The organism is Mesorhizobium sp. M7A.F.Ca.AU.001.01.1.1 (assembly GCF_004022735.1).
GTDB classification, from domain to species: domain Bacteria; phylum Pseudomonadota; class Alphaproteobacteria; order Rhizobiales; family Rhizobiaceae; genus Mesorhizobium; species Mesorhizobium ciceri.
Genome location: NZ_RZPF01000078.1, coordinates 1 through 13,121, shown reverse-complemented (window position 1 = coordinate 13,121; position 13,121 = coordinate 1). Strand labels below are relative to the sequence as shown.

Annotated in this window: 14 protein-coding genes and 1 pseudogene; 8 read left to right on the top strand and 7 right to left on the bottom strand. The window is 61.7% G+C overall.

Features of this window, described 5'->3' with window-relative positions:
- From EN884_RS07425 to EN884_RS39365, 3 genes are all read right to left on the bottom strand, one after another.
- Positions 1-333 (bottom strand): divalent metal cation transporter (locus EN884_RS07425; RefSeq protein WP_164894941.1); only part of this gene is annotated, 333 nt, incomplete at its 3' end.
- Positions 334-582: 249 nt separating this feature from the next.
- Positions 583-837, bottom strand: a complete 255-nt coding sequence (locus EN884_RS39370) for a hypothetical protein (RefSeq protein WP_244514264.1) — start codon at positions 835-837, stop codon at positions 583-585.
- 6 nt (positions 838-843) lie between these two features.
- Positions 844-1,224 (bottom strand): LysE family translocator, encoded by a 381-nt coding sequence (locus EN884_RS39365; RefSeq protein WP_244514263.1) that lies wholly within the window; start codon positions 1,222-1,224, stop codon positions 844-846.
- Between the two features lie 171 nt (positions 1,225-1,395).
- Between EN884_RS39365 and EN884_RS07415 the strand changes: the two genes are divergently transcribed.
- The 8 genes from EN884_RS07415 to EN884_RS07380 all read left to right on the top strand — a co-directional run bounded on the left by EN884_RS07415 (position 1,396) and on the right by EN884_RS07380 (position 10,823).
- Positions 1,396-2,406 carry an ATP-dependent DNA ligase gene (locus EN884_RS07415; RefSeq protein ID WP_027164032.1) on the top strand — a complete coding sequence of 337 codons (1,011 nt, stop codon included), beginning with the start codon at positions 1,396-1,398 and terminating at the stop codon, positions 2,404-2,406.
- A gap of 106 nt (positions 2,407-2,512) precedes the next feature.
- Entirely contained in the window at positions 2,513-4,267 is a 1,755-nt protein-coding gene (locus EN884_RS07410; protein WP_063170143.1) for a thiamine pyrophosphate-dependent enzyme, read from the top strand.
- Between the two features lie 94 nt (positions 4,268-4,361).
- Complete coding sequence (locus EN884_RS07405) at positions 4,362-5,243, top strand: cytochrome c oxidase assembly protein (RefSeq protein ID WP_063170471.1); 882 nt, start codon at positions 4,362-4,364, stop codon at positions 5,241-5,243.
- 185 nt (positions 5,244-5,428) lie between these two features.
- A complete protein-coding gene (gene coxB / locus EN884_RS07400; protein ID WP_335915454.1) occupies positions 5,429-6,472 on the top strand; it encodes a cytochrome c oxidase subunit II in 1,044 nt (347 codons plus the stop codon).
- Entirely contained in the window at positions 6,469-8,409 is a 1,941-nt protein-coding gene (gene ctaD / locus EN884_RS07395) for a cytochrome c oxidase subunit I (RefSeq protein WP_063170141.1), read from the top strand. The genes coxB and ctaD overlap by 4 nt, the downstream gene beginning before the upstream one ends.
- Entirely contained in the window at positions 8,406-9,008 is a 603-nt protein-coding gene (locus tag EN884_RS07390) for a cytochrome c oxidase subunit 3 (protein WP_013533222.1), read from the top strand. The genes ctaD and EN884_RS07390 overlap by 4 nt, the downstream gene beginning before the upstream one ends.
- Before the next feature lies 1 nt (position 9,009).
- The gene (locus EN884_RS07385) at positions 9,010-9,351 is read left to right on the top strand and encodes a hypothetical protein (protein WP_063170140.1); all 342 of its coding nucleotides are present in this window, start codon (positions 9,010-9,012) and stop codon (positions 9,349-9,351) included.
- A 233-nt stretch (positions 9,352-9,584) separates the two neighbouring features.
- Positions 9,585-10,823 (top strand): cytochrome c, encoded by a 1,239-nt coding sequence (locus EN884_RS07380; protein ID WP_164758121.1) that lies wholly within the window; start codon positions 9,585-9,587, stop codon positions 10,821-10,823.
- On the opposite strand, the gene EN884_RS07375 is transcribed toward EN884_RS07380, so the two are convergent.
- The 4 genes and pseudogenes from EN884_RS07375 to EN884_RS07360 form a co-directional block, all read right to left on the bottom strand.
- Positions 10,795-11,220, bottom strand: coding sequence for a c-type cytochrome (locus EN884_RS07375; protein ID WP_063170138.1), 426 nt, complete (start codon positions 11,218-11,220; stop codon positions 10,795-10,797). The two genes, EN884_RS07380 and EN884_RS07375, sit on opposite strands and share 29 nt — an antisense overlap.
- A gap of 70 nt (positions 11,221-11,290) precedes the next feature.
- Positions 11,291-11,614 carry a hypothetical protein gene (locus EN884_RS07370; RefSeq protein ID WP_013533226.1) on the bottom strand — a complete coding sequence of 108 codons (324 nt, stop codon included), beginning with the start codon at positions 11,612-11,614 and terminating at the stop codon, positions 11,291-11,293.
- 539 nt (positions 11,615-12,153) lie between these two features.
- On the bottom strand, positions 12,154-12,357 hold the full coding sequence (locus EN884_RS07365; RefSeq protein ID WP_013533227.1) for a CsbD family protein: 204 nt from the start codon (positions 12,355-12,357) through the stop codon (positions 12,154-12,156).
- Between the two features lie 322 nt (positions 12,358-12,679).
- Positions 12,680-13,121, bottom strand: a pseudogene (locus tag EN884_RS07360) (GMP synthase (glutamine-hydrolyzing)); the annotation flags it as partial.

Genomic DNA, 13,121 nt, shown 5'->3' with positions numbered 1-13,121 from the left:
TCCCTCGATCGTGTTGCCAATCAGCACGCCCACCAGCACGGACCATAGCAGCCAACGCGGATAGAGGTCCGATATGACCTGGAAAAGCCCGCGACCCGAAACCTGGCCAAGTTTGGATGAAAGGTAGACGACGAGATACATCATCGGCAGCGTGACAGGTGCCGTCCACAGCAGGTCGGGGCCGAACCGCGCTCCGGCGCTGGCGTAGGTACCGATGGCCGAGCAGTCGTCATCGGCCGCGCCGGTGATCAGGCCAAGCCCAAGAGCCCGAACGACGTCGCCCCCTTTTCGCCTGCTTTCCCTTTGGCCAGCATTCTCAGGCGGCTTGTTCATTGAAGGCGCGTCTTTACCGAGGCCACGCAAGAAATCATGACGAACATTCCAATCGGATGGCGATGAAGCGTTGCAGCTGCATTGAGATCGAGGTTCGAACCTCCGGTCAGGTTTTTTGTTCCTGGACACGGTCCCGGCCCGCAACGGCGGCGGAGCCGAACGTCAAAGCGAATGCTCCGTCCCCCTGAAGAAGACAATGCTTGTGTCGAAGCCAATCCTTCAGGCGACGTGGCAAGCTATTTCTTCAAGTCAGCGGCTCGTACTGCCGCCGATCACCATCCGCACGCCGAGGCCGATAATGAGACAGCCGGCGAGCCGCTGCTGCCAAAGCCTTGCGCGAGGGTGCCGCATGACCCATGCGCCGACCGCGCCCGATGCCAAGGCGTAGGCTCCCAGCACCAGCACACCGGTTATCTTCTGTGTTGCGCCAAGCAGCACCAGTTGCAACGTGACGGAGCCCCTATGCGGGTCGACAAATTGCGGCAGGAACGCAACCATGAACATCAAAGGCTAGGGATTGCTCAGATTGGCGATCATTCCTTCCCGGGCGGCGGCGAGCGGCCGCAGGGCCTTGATGTCACCTGTGGGAATGGTTGCCGAGGCTGAAAGCAGCAGCCGGAAACCCAGCCACATGATATAGGCCGCCCCGGCCCATCGAAGCAGATTGAACGCCACCGGCGAGGCGTGGACAAGCGAAGACAGGCCGAATGCAATCAGCGGAAGCTGCACCAGTCCGGCGCCCAGCGTCATGCCGAGTACCGTGAACAACGCCACGCCGCGCCCGTGTCCGATGCCGCGGGCCATCACCAGCATGCTGTCGGGGCCTGGCGGCACCTGCATCAGAATGACGGTTCCGACAAAAGCTGTCCACAATGAGAGGTCGATGGGCATCTCCTTTCGCGCCGCCGATGACATCAAAGCGGCCAGCCGTCACCGGGTTCCGGCGGCAAATGAAAATGTCCATCGTGAAGAACCTCCATGAACCCGTCAGATGGAACGCGGTGCAGTCCTGGAAGTTGAAAAGCCGGAGCCGTTCCTGAACCGGTTTTGGAGGCCTGATCCGTGCATGAACCGATAAACGCCTTCCCGCTCCCGCTGGATACGTCTCCGATGGAGGCCAGGCTTGCCGATGCAATCCCAAGGGATGGGAACCGCTGGCAGTACGAGCCTAAATGGGACGGATTCCGCTGCCTTGCTTTCAAGAGCGACGACACCGTTGACCTGCGCGCCAAATCCGGCAAGCCGCTCGGCCGCTATTTTCCGGAAATCACGGAGATCCTGCGTGACCTCAAGCGCGGGCATTTCGTCATCGACGGCGAGATTGTCATCGAGGTGGACGGTGAGCTTTCCTTCGAGGCGCTGCAGATGCGTCTTCACCCGGCACAAAGCAGAATCCGCAAACTGAGTTCGCAGACGCCTGCCAGTCTGATCCTCTTCGACATGCTTGCCAGGCCGGGCGGCGAGGTCATCACCGGCAAACCACTTGTCGAAAGGCGGCGAGCGATCGAGGACTTCGTGACCTCCTCGAACAGTCCGGATCTTCGCCTGTCGAAGTGCACTTATGATGCAGCGACGGCGGCTCGATGGCTGAACGGGGCCGGCCATGCATCGACCGACGGCATCGTGGCCAAAGTGCTCGACGAGCATTATCTGTGCGGCGAACGTGCGATGGTGAAGGTAAAGCCGAGGCGCACCGCCGATTGCGTTGTCGGCGGTTTCCGCTATCTCGCGGGTAGCCGTGAGGTCGGCTCACTGCTCCTCGGCCTCTACAATGACGACGGCAAGCTCGATCACGTCGGCTTCACGTCGACCATCGCCAGGACCGACAGAGGAGCGCTCACGCGCCGGCTGGAAGGGCTGCGGTCAGAGCCCGGATTCACCGGCAAGGCGCCCGGCGGCCCGAGCCGCTGGAGCACGGAGCGCAGCGGACAATGGGAGCCTTTGGAACCTGAACTGGTGGTGGAGGTCCGCTTCGACCACGTCACCGGCAATCGGTTTCGCCATGGCACCAAACTGCTGCGCTGGCGCCCCGACAAGGCGCCACGGCAATGCACGTTCGAGCAGATCGAATAAACCGCCCCAGGAAGATCGCCCCAGAAACCTGTCACGATTTATTGCGACGAAGGAACCAACTCGGGATTCACCGGTTCGGACACCATCCACCCGGAGCTACCCTGACATGCCGAATGCAGCAGAAATTCTGATCGACACACTCGTCGCCTGGGACGTGGAGGTGGTGTTCGGCTTGCCGGGAGACGGCATAAACGGGGTCATGGAAGCGTTGCGGACGCGGCGCGACAAAATTGCCTTCGTTCAGGTCCGGCATGAAGAGTCGGCTGCCTTCATGGCATGTGCATATGCCAAGTGGACAGGAAAGCTGGGCGTGTGCCTTGCGACGTCCGGCCCCGGCGGAACACATCTTCTGACCGGCCTCTATGACGCCAAGCTCGACCAGGCTCCGGTGCTGGCGATTACGGGCATGCAGTTCCACGATCTGATCGAGACGTTCACGCAACAGGATGTCGATCTGACGCGCGTGTTCAACGATGTCTCCGTTTATAACGCCCATGTTGCCGATGCCGCGCATATGGAAAACGTCGCCAGCCTTGCCTGCCGAACGGCGCTGGCGCGCAAGGGCGTCGCCCATCTTTCGATTGCCAGCGACATCCAGGAGCAGGAGCGTGATCCGTCGAAGCGCTCCAAGCGCAATCGCCCGGCGCACACGCCGCAGGATATGTTCGCCGGTCACAGCGTACCGCTGGACGTTGAGCTCGACAAAGCCGCCGCCATTCTCAATGACGCTTCGCGGGTTGCGATCTTGGCCGGGCGCGGCGCCATCGGCGCGGCCGCCGAACTCGAACACACGGCGCGCCTGCTGCAGGCGCCTGTCGCGAAGGCTTTGCTGGGCAAGGCGGTGCTGCCGGACGACCATCCCTACACCACCGGCGGGATCGGCATTCTTGGAACCCTGGCTTCGCAAGAGGCGATGGAGAACTGTGACGCGGTGCTGATTGTCGGTTCGACCTTCCCCTACATCGAATACTACCCGCAGCCCGGACAGGCCCGTGGCGTCCAGATCGACTGCGATGCGCAACGGATCGGCTTGCGCTTTCCGGTCGAGGCCGGCCTCGTCGGCGACGCGGCCGAGACATTGCGCGCGCTCAACCAGCGCCTGACGCAAAAGCCCTCCGATGAATTCCTGCGCCGTTCCCAGGAGACCATGAGAAAATGGCGCGAGATGATGCGGCAGTCGGAAGACATGCAGGCGCAACCATTGAAGCCACAAGCGATTGCCCGGGCGTTCGGACAAAGATTGGCGGACGACACAGTGCTGGCCACGGATTCCGGTCAGAATACGGAGCTGGCCGCCCGCCATGTCGATCTTCGCAGCGGCCAGGCATTTGGGGTGTCCGGATCGCTGGCGTCGATGGCTTGCGGTCTGGCCTACGCCATCGCTGCCGGCATAGCGTTTCCCGGTCGACCGATTGCCGCCATCGTCGGCGATGGCGGCTTTGCCATGCAGCTCGGCGAATTCTCGACGGCGGTGCGCTACAAGATCCCGCTCAAGGTTCTGGTGATCAAGAACAACATGCTCAATCAGATCGCCTGGGAGCAGATGATGTTTCTGGGCAACCCGCAATTCGGTTGCGAATTGCAGCCGATCGATTTTGCCAAGGCGGCAGAAGCAATGGGCGCAAAGGGTTTTCGCATCGAGCGGGCCGATCAGATCGAGACGGTTCTCGACCAGGCTTTCGCCACGCAAGGCCCTGTCGTGATCGAAGCGCTGGTAGATGCCTATGAGCCGCTGATGCCGCCCAAAATGCCGGCAGACTACGCCAAGAACTTCCGCCAGGCCCTGCCGCGGACGCCGGGACACGAACGCATAGAAGAAAATATCGCCCGTGAGCCGGCGAAATCGATGATGGATGCCTAGAGGCGGCGCAGGGAGGTGGAACAGCGCGCCTCAGTGGCTTCATTCTGAATCTTTCCAGATGAACCCGCGCTCTTCCGGGTGACGGATGCGGATCATGAGCTTCGACGCGCTCTTTTCGACCTCGATTTGCTATGGCAACGGCGCTCCGCAGGCTGGTTGGACTCTGGCGCTACCCATCACATTGCCACTGGCGGCAATCCTTTTGCTGTATGTTGCCGGCGCTGGCCGGCTGTGGCGACGGAGCGGACGTGGACGTCGCTTGCGATCGCGGCAGGCCTTGCTGTTTGCTGCCGGCTGGTCCGTCCTGGCGTTCGCCTTTGTAAGCCCGATCCATGCATTGAGCGAACATGTGTTTGCGGCGCACATGATCGAGCACGAATTGCTGATGGCGGTCGCAGCGCCTCTGCTGGTTGCCTCCCGCCCGACGGCGGCGATGATGTGGGCCCTGCCGGTACAGCTGCGCCAGATATTCGGAGTGGCTGGACATGCAAATGCGCTTCGGGCGGTCTGGGCGTTCATCAGCCGTCCTGTGGTCGCGACCGTCCTGCACGGAGCCGCGATATGGATCTGGCATGTCCCGGCGCTGTTCGAGGCTGCCCTCCAGCAGGGCTTCCTGCACTATGCCCAGCACGCGAGTTTCCTCGGTAGCGGGCTTTTGTTCTGGTGGGTGCTGCTGCCTCGCCTTGGCCGCGAGCAGGCTTGCGGCAATGCCGTGATGCATCTTTTCTTCACCTCCCTCCACACCGGGCTGCTCGGGGTGTTGCTCGTCGTCTCGCCCAGGCTGTGGTATCCGGATAATGCGATCGGCTCGGATTTATGGGGGCTCAACCCGCTCGAGGACCAGCAACTTGCAGGCTTGATCATGTGGATTCCCGCCGGCCTGATCTATGGCGGAGCCGCACTGCTCCTGGTCGCTTTCTGGATTCAAACGAGCAGTCCGCGGCAACAGGCTTTCCAGCAGTTGCGCATCGTCTAACCCGCACCGCTTCGCGTCGGTTTTCAGCCGGGGGGTGTTGCCAAGCATCCTTTTTCAGTCAGCCGCGTTATGGCCTTGGCAACGATGGTGGATCCTTCATGGCGAGGTGCATGAGTCCGTTGGCCAGCTCTCGCAGGCTGACACGACCGCGAATGTCGCTTGCCCCCACATGTCCTAGGCAAATCTTGCCTGGCACCGTTCAGGGAACGGCCGCGCAACGGCGTTTGAGGGCGATCAGCGCAGCGCCGATATTGGCCTTGGCAGGATGCGGCGACAAGCAATCGGCCCTCCATGCACACGGTGCGAATGCCCGGAGAATCCTTGATCTGATCTGGTCTTTCAGCGCAATCGCAGTGGCCACGTGGCTGCTTGTCATGTTGATCCTGGCGGCAGCGCTTTTGCGTCGTCGCCTGTCCGAGACAACGCGCTCGCCGCTCGAGATCGATTCTCGTCAGGAGCGCCGATTTACCCGCGCTGTCGGCAGCGCCATTGCGTTGACCGTTCTGGTGCTCGTCATGATGACGATAGCGAGTTTTTTCGCCGGCAAATCCATTGCTTCGCTGAGTGGAACGGAAACGCTTGCCGTGCGCATCACCGGGCACCAATGGTGGTGGGAGGTCCGGTATCCCGGAGATGATCGGTCCCAATCGATCGTCACGGCAAATGAAATCCATGTCCCGGTTGGCGAACCGGTCAAGGTCGAACTCGATTCGCTCGATGTCATTCATAGCTTCTGGGTGCCGAACCTTGCCGGCAAGCGCGATCTCATTCCGGGCCGGCCGAGTGAGCTCACACTCGTCGCCGATAAGCCCGGCATCTATCGTGGCCAGTGTGCCGAATTCTGCGGCTATCAGCACGCCCATATGGCCATCACCGTCATCGCGGAAAGCCGCGAAGCGTTCGAAGCATGGCAATCCAGGCAAAACGCCGTCGCATCCGCGCCTGGCGGCGACGAAGAGCGCCGCGGCCAACAGGCATTTCTGTCCACCGGCTGTGCGCTCTGCCACACGATAAGAGGCACGCCTGCCAGCGGAACGGTGGGACCTGACCTAACTCATCTCGCCAGCCGACGCGCACTGGCCGCGGATACGCTCGCCATGACCCCTGGCGCGCTCGCCGCCTGGATCGCCGATCCACAGTCGATAAAGCCCGGCGCCAAGATGCCGCGCATTGCCCTTAGCGCCGACGATCTCAACGCGGTCGTCACCTATCTCGGAAGCCTCGAATGAGTGGCCTTGCGGGAAAGCCGGCCGAGCACACTCAGGAGGCCCTGAAAGGCATCCGTGACACCGGTCTCGAAGAGGTGAGACTGCGCGCCTTTCTGGCGCATGCCTGGCGAACGCCGAAAGGCTTCTACGGCTGGCTGGTCACGGTCGATCACAAGCTGATCGGACGGCGCTATATCGTGACGGCTTTCCTGTTTCTCATCCTTGCGGGTCTGTCAGCGCTCGCCATGCGCTTCCAGCTTGCCCAGCCTGAGGCCGGCCATATCGGTCCCGATCTCTACAACCAGCTGTTCACCATGCACGGCACGACGATGATGTTTCTGTTTGCCGTGCCGGTGATGGAAGCTTTCGCCATTTACCTGGTGCCGCTGATGATCGGCACTCGCAATGTCGCCTTTCCGCGGCTCAATGCATTCAGCTACTGGGTCTATCTTTCCGGCGGGCTGATGATCTGGATCGCCTTCGCCTTCGAAACCGGTGCGGATGCCGGCTGGTTTTCCTATGTGCCGCTCGCCGGACCCGAATATGGCGTCGGCAAGCGCCCCGATTTCTGGGCGCAGATGGTGACCTACACCGAAGTGTCCGCCCTCGCGGTAGCGGTCGAGATCATCGCGACAGTTTTCAAACAACGTGCCCCCGGCATGTCGCTCGACCGCATCCCGCTCTATGTCTGGTCCGTCCTCGTTACGGCTTTCGTCATCCTGTTCGCCATGCCGGCCGTGATGGTCTCGAGCACAATGCTGATCCTCGACCGCCTGGTCGGCACAAAATTTTTCGACCCCGTAGCAGGCGGCGATGCACTGCTGTGGCAGCATCTGTTCTGGTTCTTCGGCCATCCCGAGGTCTATATCATCTTCATTCCGGCGACCGGCTTCGTTTCCGCGATCCTGCCGACCTTCGTTCGCCGCCCGGTGTTCGGCTATCTCGGGATCGTGCTGTCGTTGATCGCGATCGGTTTTCTTTCCTTCGGCCTGTGGGTGCACCACATGTTCGCTACCGGCCTGCCGCAACTCGGCGAGAGCTTCTTCACCGCTTCCTCGATGATGATCGCCATTCCGAGCGGCGTTCAGATCTTCTGCTGGATTGCGACGATCTGGGGCGGCCGGCCGATCTTCGCCACGCCCATGCTTTTCGTTCTCGGCTTCATCTTCACCTTTGTGATCGGCGGCCTGACCGGCGTCATGGTCGCCTCGGTGCCGCTCGACCTGCAGGTGCACGACACCTATTTCGTGGTTGCCCATTTCCATTATGTGCTGGTCGGGGGCGCCGTCTTCCCCCTGCTCGGCGCCGTTTATTACTGGTTTCCCAAGATCACCGGACGCATGCTGTCCGAGAGGCTCGGCCGCTGGAATTTCTGGCTGGTCTTCCTCGGGTTCAATCTCACCTTCTTCCCCATGCATATTCTCGGTCTGCAAGGCATGCCGCGCCGCGTTTATACGTATCCGCCGGCGAGCGGCTGGGGCGAGATGAACCTCTTCATCAGCCTCTCTTCGCTGGTGGTGTTCGCGGGCTTCGCGCTTTTCTTCCTGAATCTCTTTCTCAGCCTCCGCAACGGCCGCATTGCAGGAGACAATCCCTGGGGCGCGAGCACGCTCGAATGGGCGACGACGTCGCCGCCGCCCTCCTACGATTTTTCGCGGCTGCCCGTGGTAACTCACCGCGAACCGCTTTGGGCCGAGCCCGATGTGCTCCCAGTGGTCGAAGGTCTGCGTGTCGACGCCCGCGAGGTGCTCGCCGGTACGGTCGCCGATGCGATGCCGCAAGTAAGGGTACCATCGGCTGACAACTCGATCTGGCCGTTGCTGTCGGCCATCGCAGTCGGCGGCGCATTTCTCGGTTCGATATACACGCCGTGGGCGGTGGTCTGGGGAGCGATCCCGGTTTCGATCGGCTTTATCTGCTGGTTCTGGCCGAAAGGCGAACCGGAGGACGAGGAATGAGGCACCGCCCCGTCGCCGACGTCAGTCACCTGCCCACATACGATTTCGGGTCAGCGAGCCCGATGTGGTGGGGAACCCTTGCCTTCATTGCCCTCGAGGCAACCGGTTTTGCCTTGGCGATAGGCACTTACTTCTATCTGGCCGTGCTGGCCCGGCATTGGCCCATTGGGGCCCCTGCGCCAGATCTGCTGCCGGGGACGGCAGTACTGGTTATTCTGGTTGCGAGCGTCGTGCCCAACCACATGATCGAGGTTTGGGCACGTCGCCAGGACCTGGCGAAAGTTCGCCTTGGCATGGTCGTCATGTCGATCGTCGGCATTCTTCCGCTGATCGTTCGCATCTGGGAATTTCCGGCTCTGCGGATTTCCTGGGATCAGAACGCTTACGGATCGATCGTCTGGTTCCTGCTCGGGCTGCATACGACGCATCTCCTTACCGATGTCGGCGACACGATCGTCCTGGCGGTTCTCATGTTCACGCAAAAAGGCAAGGCAGGCCGCCGCTTCAGCGACGTCTCGGACAACGCCTTCTACTGGGACTTCGTCGTCGTCTCATGGGTCGTGCTCTATCTTGTTATCTATTGGGCTCCGAGGATGTGAGATGCAGGCGATCCGTACCGGCGTTTCCTGGGCAGGCCTGGTCAGCGGACCAGTTGCGTGGGCAATAACGCTGCAGCTCGATTATTCGATTGCATCCTGGCAATGCCATGCCGGCTTTCGTCCCACTGCCTTGTTCTCGTTGATAGGCGCCGCGGTCGCCCTGGCAGGCGCGCTGCTGTCGTGGCACGCCGTTCATGACCGCGGACATGGTACGGTTCCGCCCCGGAAGGCGCGCACGCGCGCATTCCTTGCAAGGACTTCCGTGGGCATCGGGGCGCTGTTCACGCTCATCTTGCTGGCGCAGCTGATGGCAGGGCTGATCTTCAGCGGGTGCGAACTGTGACGAGGTCAAAGACCCGGAGATTGGCCGTCCGCCGGTGCCCGCCTTGGCCTGCCGCGGGCATTCCATTCCCGGCCGTCACCTCCCGGGCGGTCGCGCTCGTCTTGGCATCGTTGCCGCTTTGCACTGAGCTGCGGGCGAGCGAAATCCAGAAGGGTGAATACCTTACCCGAGCGGCCGACTGCATCGGCTGCCACACGTCCAATCCGAGCCGCCCGTTCGCTGGAGGCTATCGCGTGCCGACACCCTTCGGCGACGTATACTCGACCAACATCACACCTGATCCTGACACGGGCATTGGACGCTACTCCGCGGACGAGTTCGTGCGGGCCGTGCGGAAAGGTATCAGGCGCGATGGAGCCGATCTCTATCCCGCCATGCCCTATGACAGCTTCGCCGCGATGAGCCGCGAGGACGTGCTTGCGATCCGGACCTACCTCCTGGCGCAGCCGCCGATCTCGCAGCCGCAGCCGCGAAACATCCTGCCTTTTCCATTCAACCAGCGCTGGACAGTTGCGCTGTGGAAGCTCGCGAACCTGCATACCGGCAGTTTCACGCCCGATCGGAACCGGACCGCCGCATGGAACAGGGGAGCCTACCTGGTCGAGGTGCTCGGCCACTGCGGTGCCTGCCACACGCCAAGGAATGCAACGTTCGGCATGGATGAAGACCACAAGCTTGCCGGCGGCACCGCCGGCATCTGGCAGGCCTTCAACATTACCAGCGACAAGATCGCAGGCGTCGGCGACTGGAGCAACGAAGAGCTGTCTCGATTTCTCAAAACCGGCGCCGTTCCCGGGAAGGCTTATGCGGGCGGGCCGATGGCGGAAACGGTCATGAACAGCCTGCAACATCTTTCCGATGACGATATCCAGGCCATCGTCGCTTATCTCAGGGACGTGCCCGCCCAATCGGGAGACGAAAAGCAGCCGCGTTTCTCATGGGGTAACGCGGCCACGGCCGACGGCGATGCTGGAACCGAAGGGATGACGCAAGGCAGCGGGACCGCAGCCGGCGATGATCTCTATCGATCGCTCTGTTCGACATGCCATGGGGCGAACGGAGGCGGATCGTCAGACGGATCCTATCCGTCCTTGACCCGCAACAGCACCCCCGGCGCGGCCACACCCGAGGATGTCGCCATGACCATCCTTGAAGGCGTCAAAGCTGGCGACGTGGCGGGGCGTAAGTCGATGGCGGCCTTCGGCGGCTGGCTGGACGATGGCCAGGTGGCAGCCCTTGCAAATTACGTCACCGCTCGGTTCGGAAATCCCGACGTCAGCGTTACCGCGGCCGATATACGCCAGATGCGGGCCGGCTCGACAACAGGCCAGACAATCATGGTTCTGGCGGCTCAATCACTTGTGGCGTGCGCCGCCGTGTTGATGCTTGGGCTGCTGCTTCTGCTGGCAAGGCGCCTGCGCCGTCGGACCAGTTCAGTGCGCCTCATGTCCGCGCATAGAGATAGGCGGTGATGTCGCGCGCCTCTTGAGGCGACAGATTTGTATTGGGCATGGCCGTGTTCGGGTCTACGTCCCGCGCTCTGCTGATCCAGCGCATCATCGCATCCGGGCTGGCTCGCGATGCCCCGATATATCCTCTTTCGACGACGCCCCGCAGGGAGGGACCGACGGTACCACGGGCGCCGGGCACCCCCGGGATTTCGTGACATCCGCCACAGCCGTTGCGGATCATGGCCGGGATGGCTCGTTGAGGGTCGCCGCCGATCGCCTGCACAAGCGTGGTTTCTCGCAGACTGTTGCTGCGAACCGATCCGCTGGCGAAGACGGCAAAACCGATGACGACAGCCGCCGATGCTCCTGCCAACCACCAGAATTGGGGCGGCGCTTGCTTGGCGGCCTGCCGGTTCATCTGCGCTTACCGCTCTCAGCGCTCAATGCGCTGCCGAAGCACTGGTCCGGCAACGGATTGAGGAGCCGGGTCATTTATTACAGTTCTGCACATTCGATGTTGTCGTGCCGGTCGCGGTGTTGTTGTCGATGTCGTTGCCTGCCGAATCTTTGCAGCGGTCAGTCATGCCACCTGATTTCGTTGTGGAATTTGTCGAATTTGTAGTGCTCGGATCGGAAGGATTCACGGATGTTCCAGAGCCGGTGCCGCTGTTGCCGCCGGTATTTCCAGACGTAGCCCCGGTGCCGTCGTTCGAGCCCGAACCGCTGTTGGAGCCGGAACTGTTCGACTGTGCCACTGCCGATGTGGCCAATGTGAGCGCGAGCACAGCGGCGGACAGAAGTTTGACGATCATGGTGGATCTCCTGGTTGGGTGTACCGCCACCAAACCAATCCTTTCCTGATATGTTCCCGGCGAAATCGTGTTCAGCAAAATTCTTGTGAAACAGGTTTTTGTGCCGGCACTGCAGACGGGCTAGCCGCGCGACGGCGGTCGATATAGGTGCGCCGCCTTGGCGTCGTCCGGCCGCGGAAGCAGCGCTGGCCGCATGCCCTCGCCTGAAGCATAGTTGCTCACTGGTGGCCGCTGCCCGCGTCCCCGACCAGTGCCCGATCATCCCCGGATCGGAGACAGCTCAATCATCGCCATGAAAGTCATAGCAACGGGCCGAACACGAATATAGCCAGTAGAGCAAGAAAAATCACGGCGATAACTGCGATCGCCCACGTGACAATTCTTCTTGTCCCCCGTTGCTCCTGCTTGCGAGAGATATTTTCAGCCACAGTACGAAATCCTTGCTGCAAAACTCAACCGACGACAAGGCTCAGCGCCCGCATGGTCCTGCCGGACTGTTGGGCCGCGTCCTGGAATGGCCACAGCCGGGGCTCACATGCCTACCAACCCTGCCGCCCGTACCAATCGTCGACATCGCGCCGCACGCGGTCCTTTTCGATGCCGTAACGCTCCTGGATCTTGCCTTCGAGTTGATCGCGCTTGCCGGCGATGCGGTCAAGGTCATCATCGGTGAGTTTGCCCCACTGCTCCTTGACCTTGCCTTTCACCTGTTTCCAGTTTCCTTCCACGCGGTTCCAGTCCATGACACCGTTCTCCCTGTTTTGGAAAGGTCCGGAATAGGAAACGCAATCCAGTCAAGGATGTTCCTGGAAACAGCCAACGCGCTGCCCGATGCCGAATCGGTTGCCAGAAGTTATCGCCCCTTGCGGTCCGCAAAGTACGTTCGAGCCAACTTTCAGCCGAGCCATCGTCGCTCGCTCAAACCCGCGTATTGCACGTCATATGCCAAGGCTCTAAACGGCTCCGACGATGCTTTACATTCGTGCCCGATCACGTTTGAGTGCTGTCAGGCAATCAGCGCTAACTCCAGCGGAGGCGACAACACACCATCGCCGCCTAATCCCCCTACTCCCACTCGATTGTTCCAGGCGGCTTCGACGTCACGTCGTAGACGACGCGGTTGATGCCGCGGACTTCGTTGATGATGCGGGTGGCAGCAGCCCCCAGGAAGGCCATGTCGTAGTGGTAGAAATCCGCCGTCATGCCGTCGACCGAGGTGACGGCGCGCAGCGCGCAGACGAACTCGTAGGTGCGGCCGTCGCCCATCACGCCGACCGTCTGCACCGGCAGCAGCACGGCGAATGCCTGCCAGATGGCATCGTAGAGGCCGGCTTTGCGGATCTCGTCAAGATAGATGGCGTCGGCTTCGCGCAGGATCTCCAGCTTTTCGCGGGTGATGCCGCCGGGGCAGCGGATGGCGAGGCCCGGGCCGGGGAATGGATGGCGTCCGATGAAACTCTCGGGCAGGCCAAGCTCCTTGCCCAGCGCCCTGACCTCGTCCTTGAAC

What these genes read in the sequence shown, in the direction of transcription:
- EN884_RS39370 (WP_244514264.1), bottom strand. Translation starts at nt 837, where the DNA reads ATGTTCATGGTTGCGTTCCTGCCGCAATTTGTCGACCCGCATAGGGGC.
- EN884_RS39365 (WP_244514263.1), bottom strand. Translation starts at nt 1,224, where the DNA reads ATGCCCATCGACCTCTCATTGTGGACAGCTTTTGTCGGAACCGTCATT.
- EN884_RS07410 (WP_063170143.1), top strand. Translation starts at nt 2,513, where the DNA reads ATGCCGAATGCAGCAGAAATTCTGATCGACACACTCGTCGCCTGGGAC.
- EN884_RS07405 (WP_063170471.1), top strand. Translation starts at nt 4,362, where the DNA reads ATGAGCTTCGACGCGCTCTTTTCGACCTCGATTTGCTATGGCAACGGC.
- ctaD (WP_063170141.1), top strand. Translation starts at nt 6,469, where the DNA reads ATGAGTGGCCTTGCGGGAAAGCCGGCCGAGCACACTCAGGAGGCCCTG.
- EN884_RS07390 (WP_013533222.1), top strand. Translation starts at nt 8,406, where the DNA reads ATGAGGCACCGCCCCGTCGCCGACGTCAGTCACCTGCCCACATACGAT.
- EN884_RS07385 (WP_063170140.1), top strand. Translation starts at nt 9,010, where the DNA reads ATGCAGGCGATCCGTACCGGCGTTTCCTGGGCAGGCCTGGTCAGCGGA.
- EN884_RS07375 (WP_063170138.1), bottom strand. Translation starts at nt 11,220, where the DNA reads ATGAACCGGCAGGCCGCCAAGCAAGCGCCGCCCCAATTCTGGTGGTTG.
- EN884_RS07370 (WP_013533226.1), bottom strand. Translation starts at nt 11,614, where the DNA reads ATGATCGTCAAACTTCTGTCCGCCGCTGTGCTCGCGCTCACATTGGCC.
- EN884_RS07365 (WP_013533227.1), bottom strand. Translation starts at nt 12,357, where the DNA reads ATGGACTGGAACCGCGTGGAAGGAAACTGGAAACAGGTGAAAGGCAAG.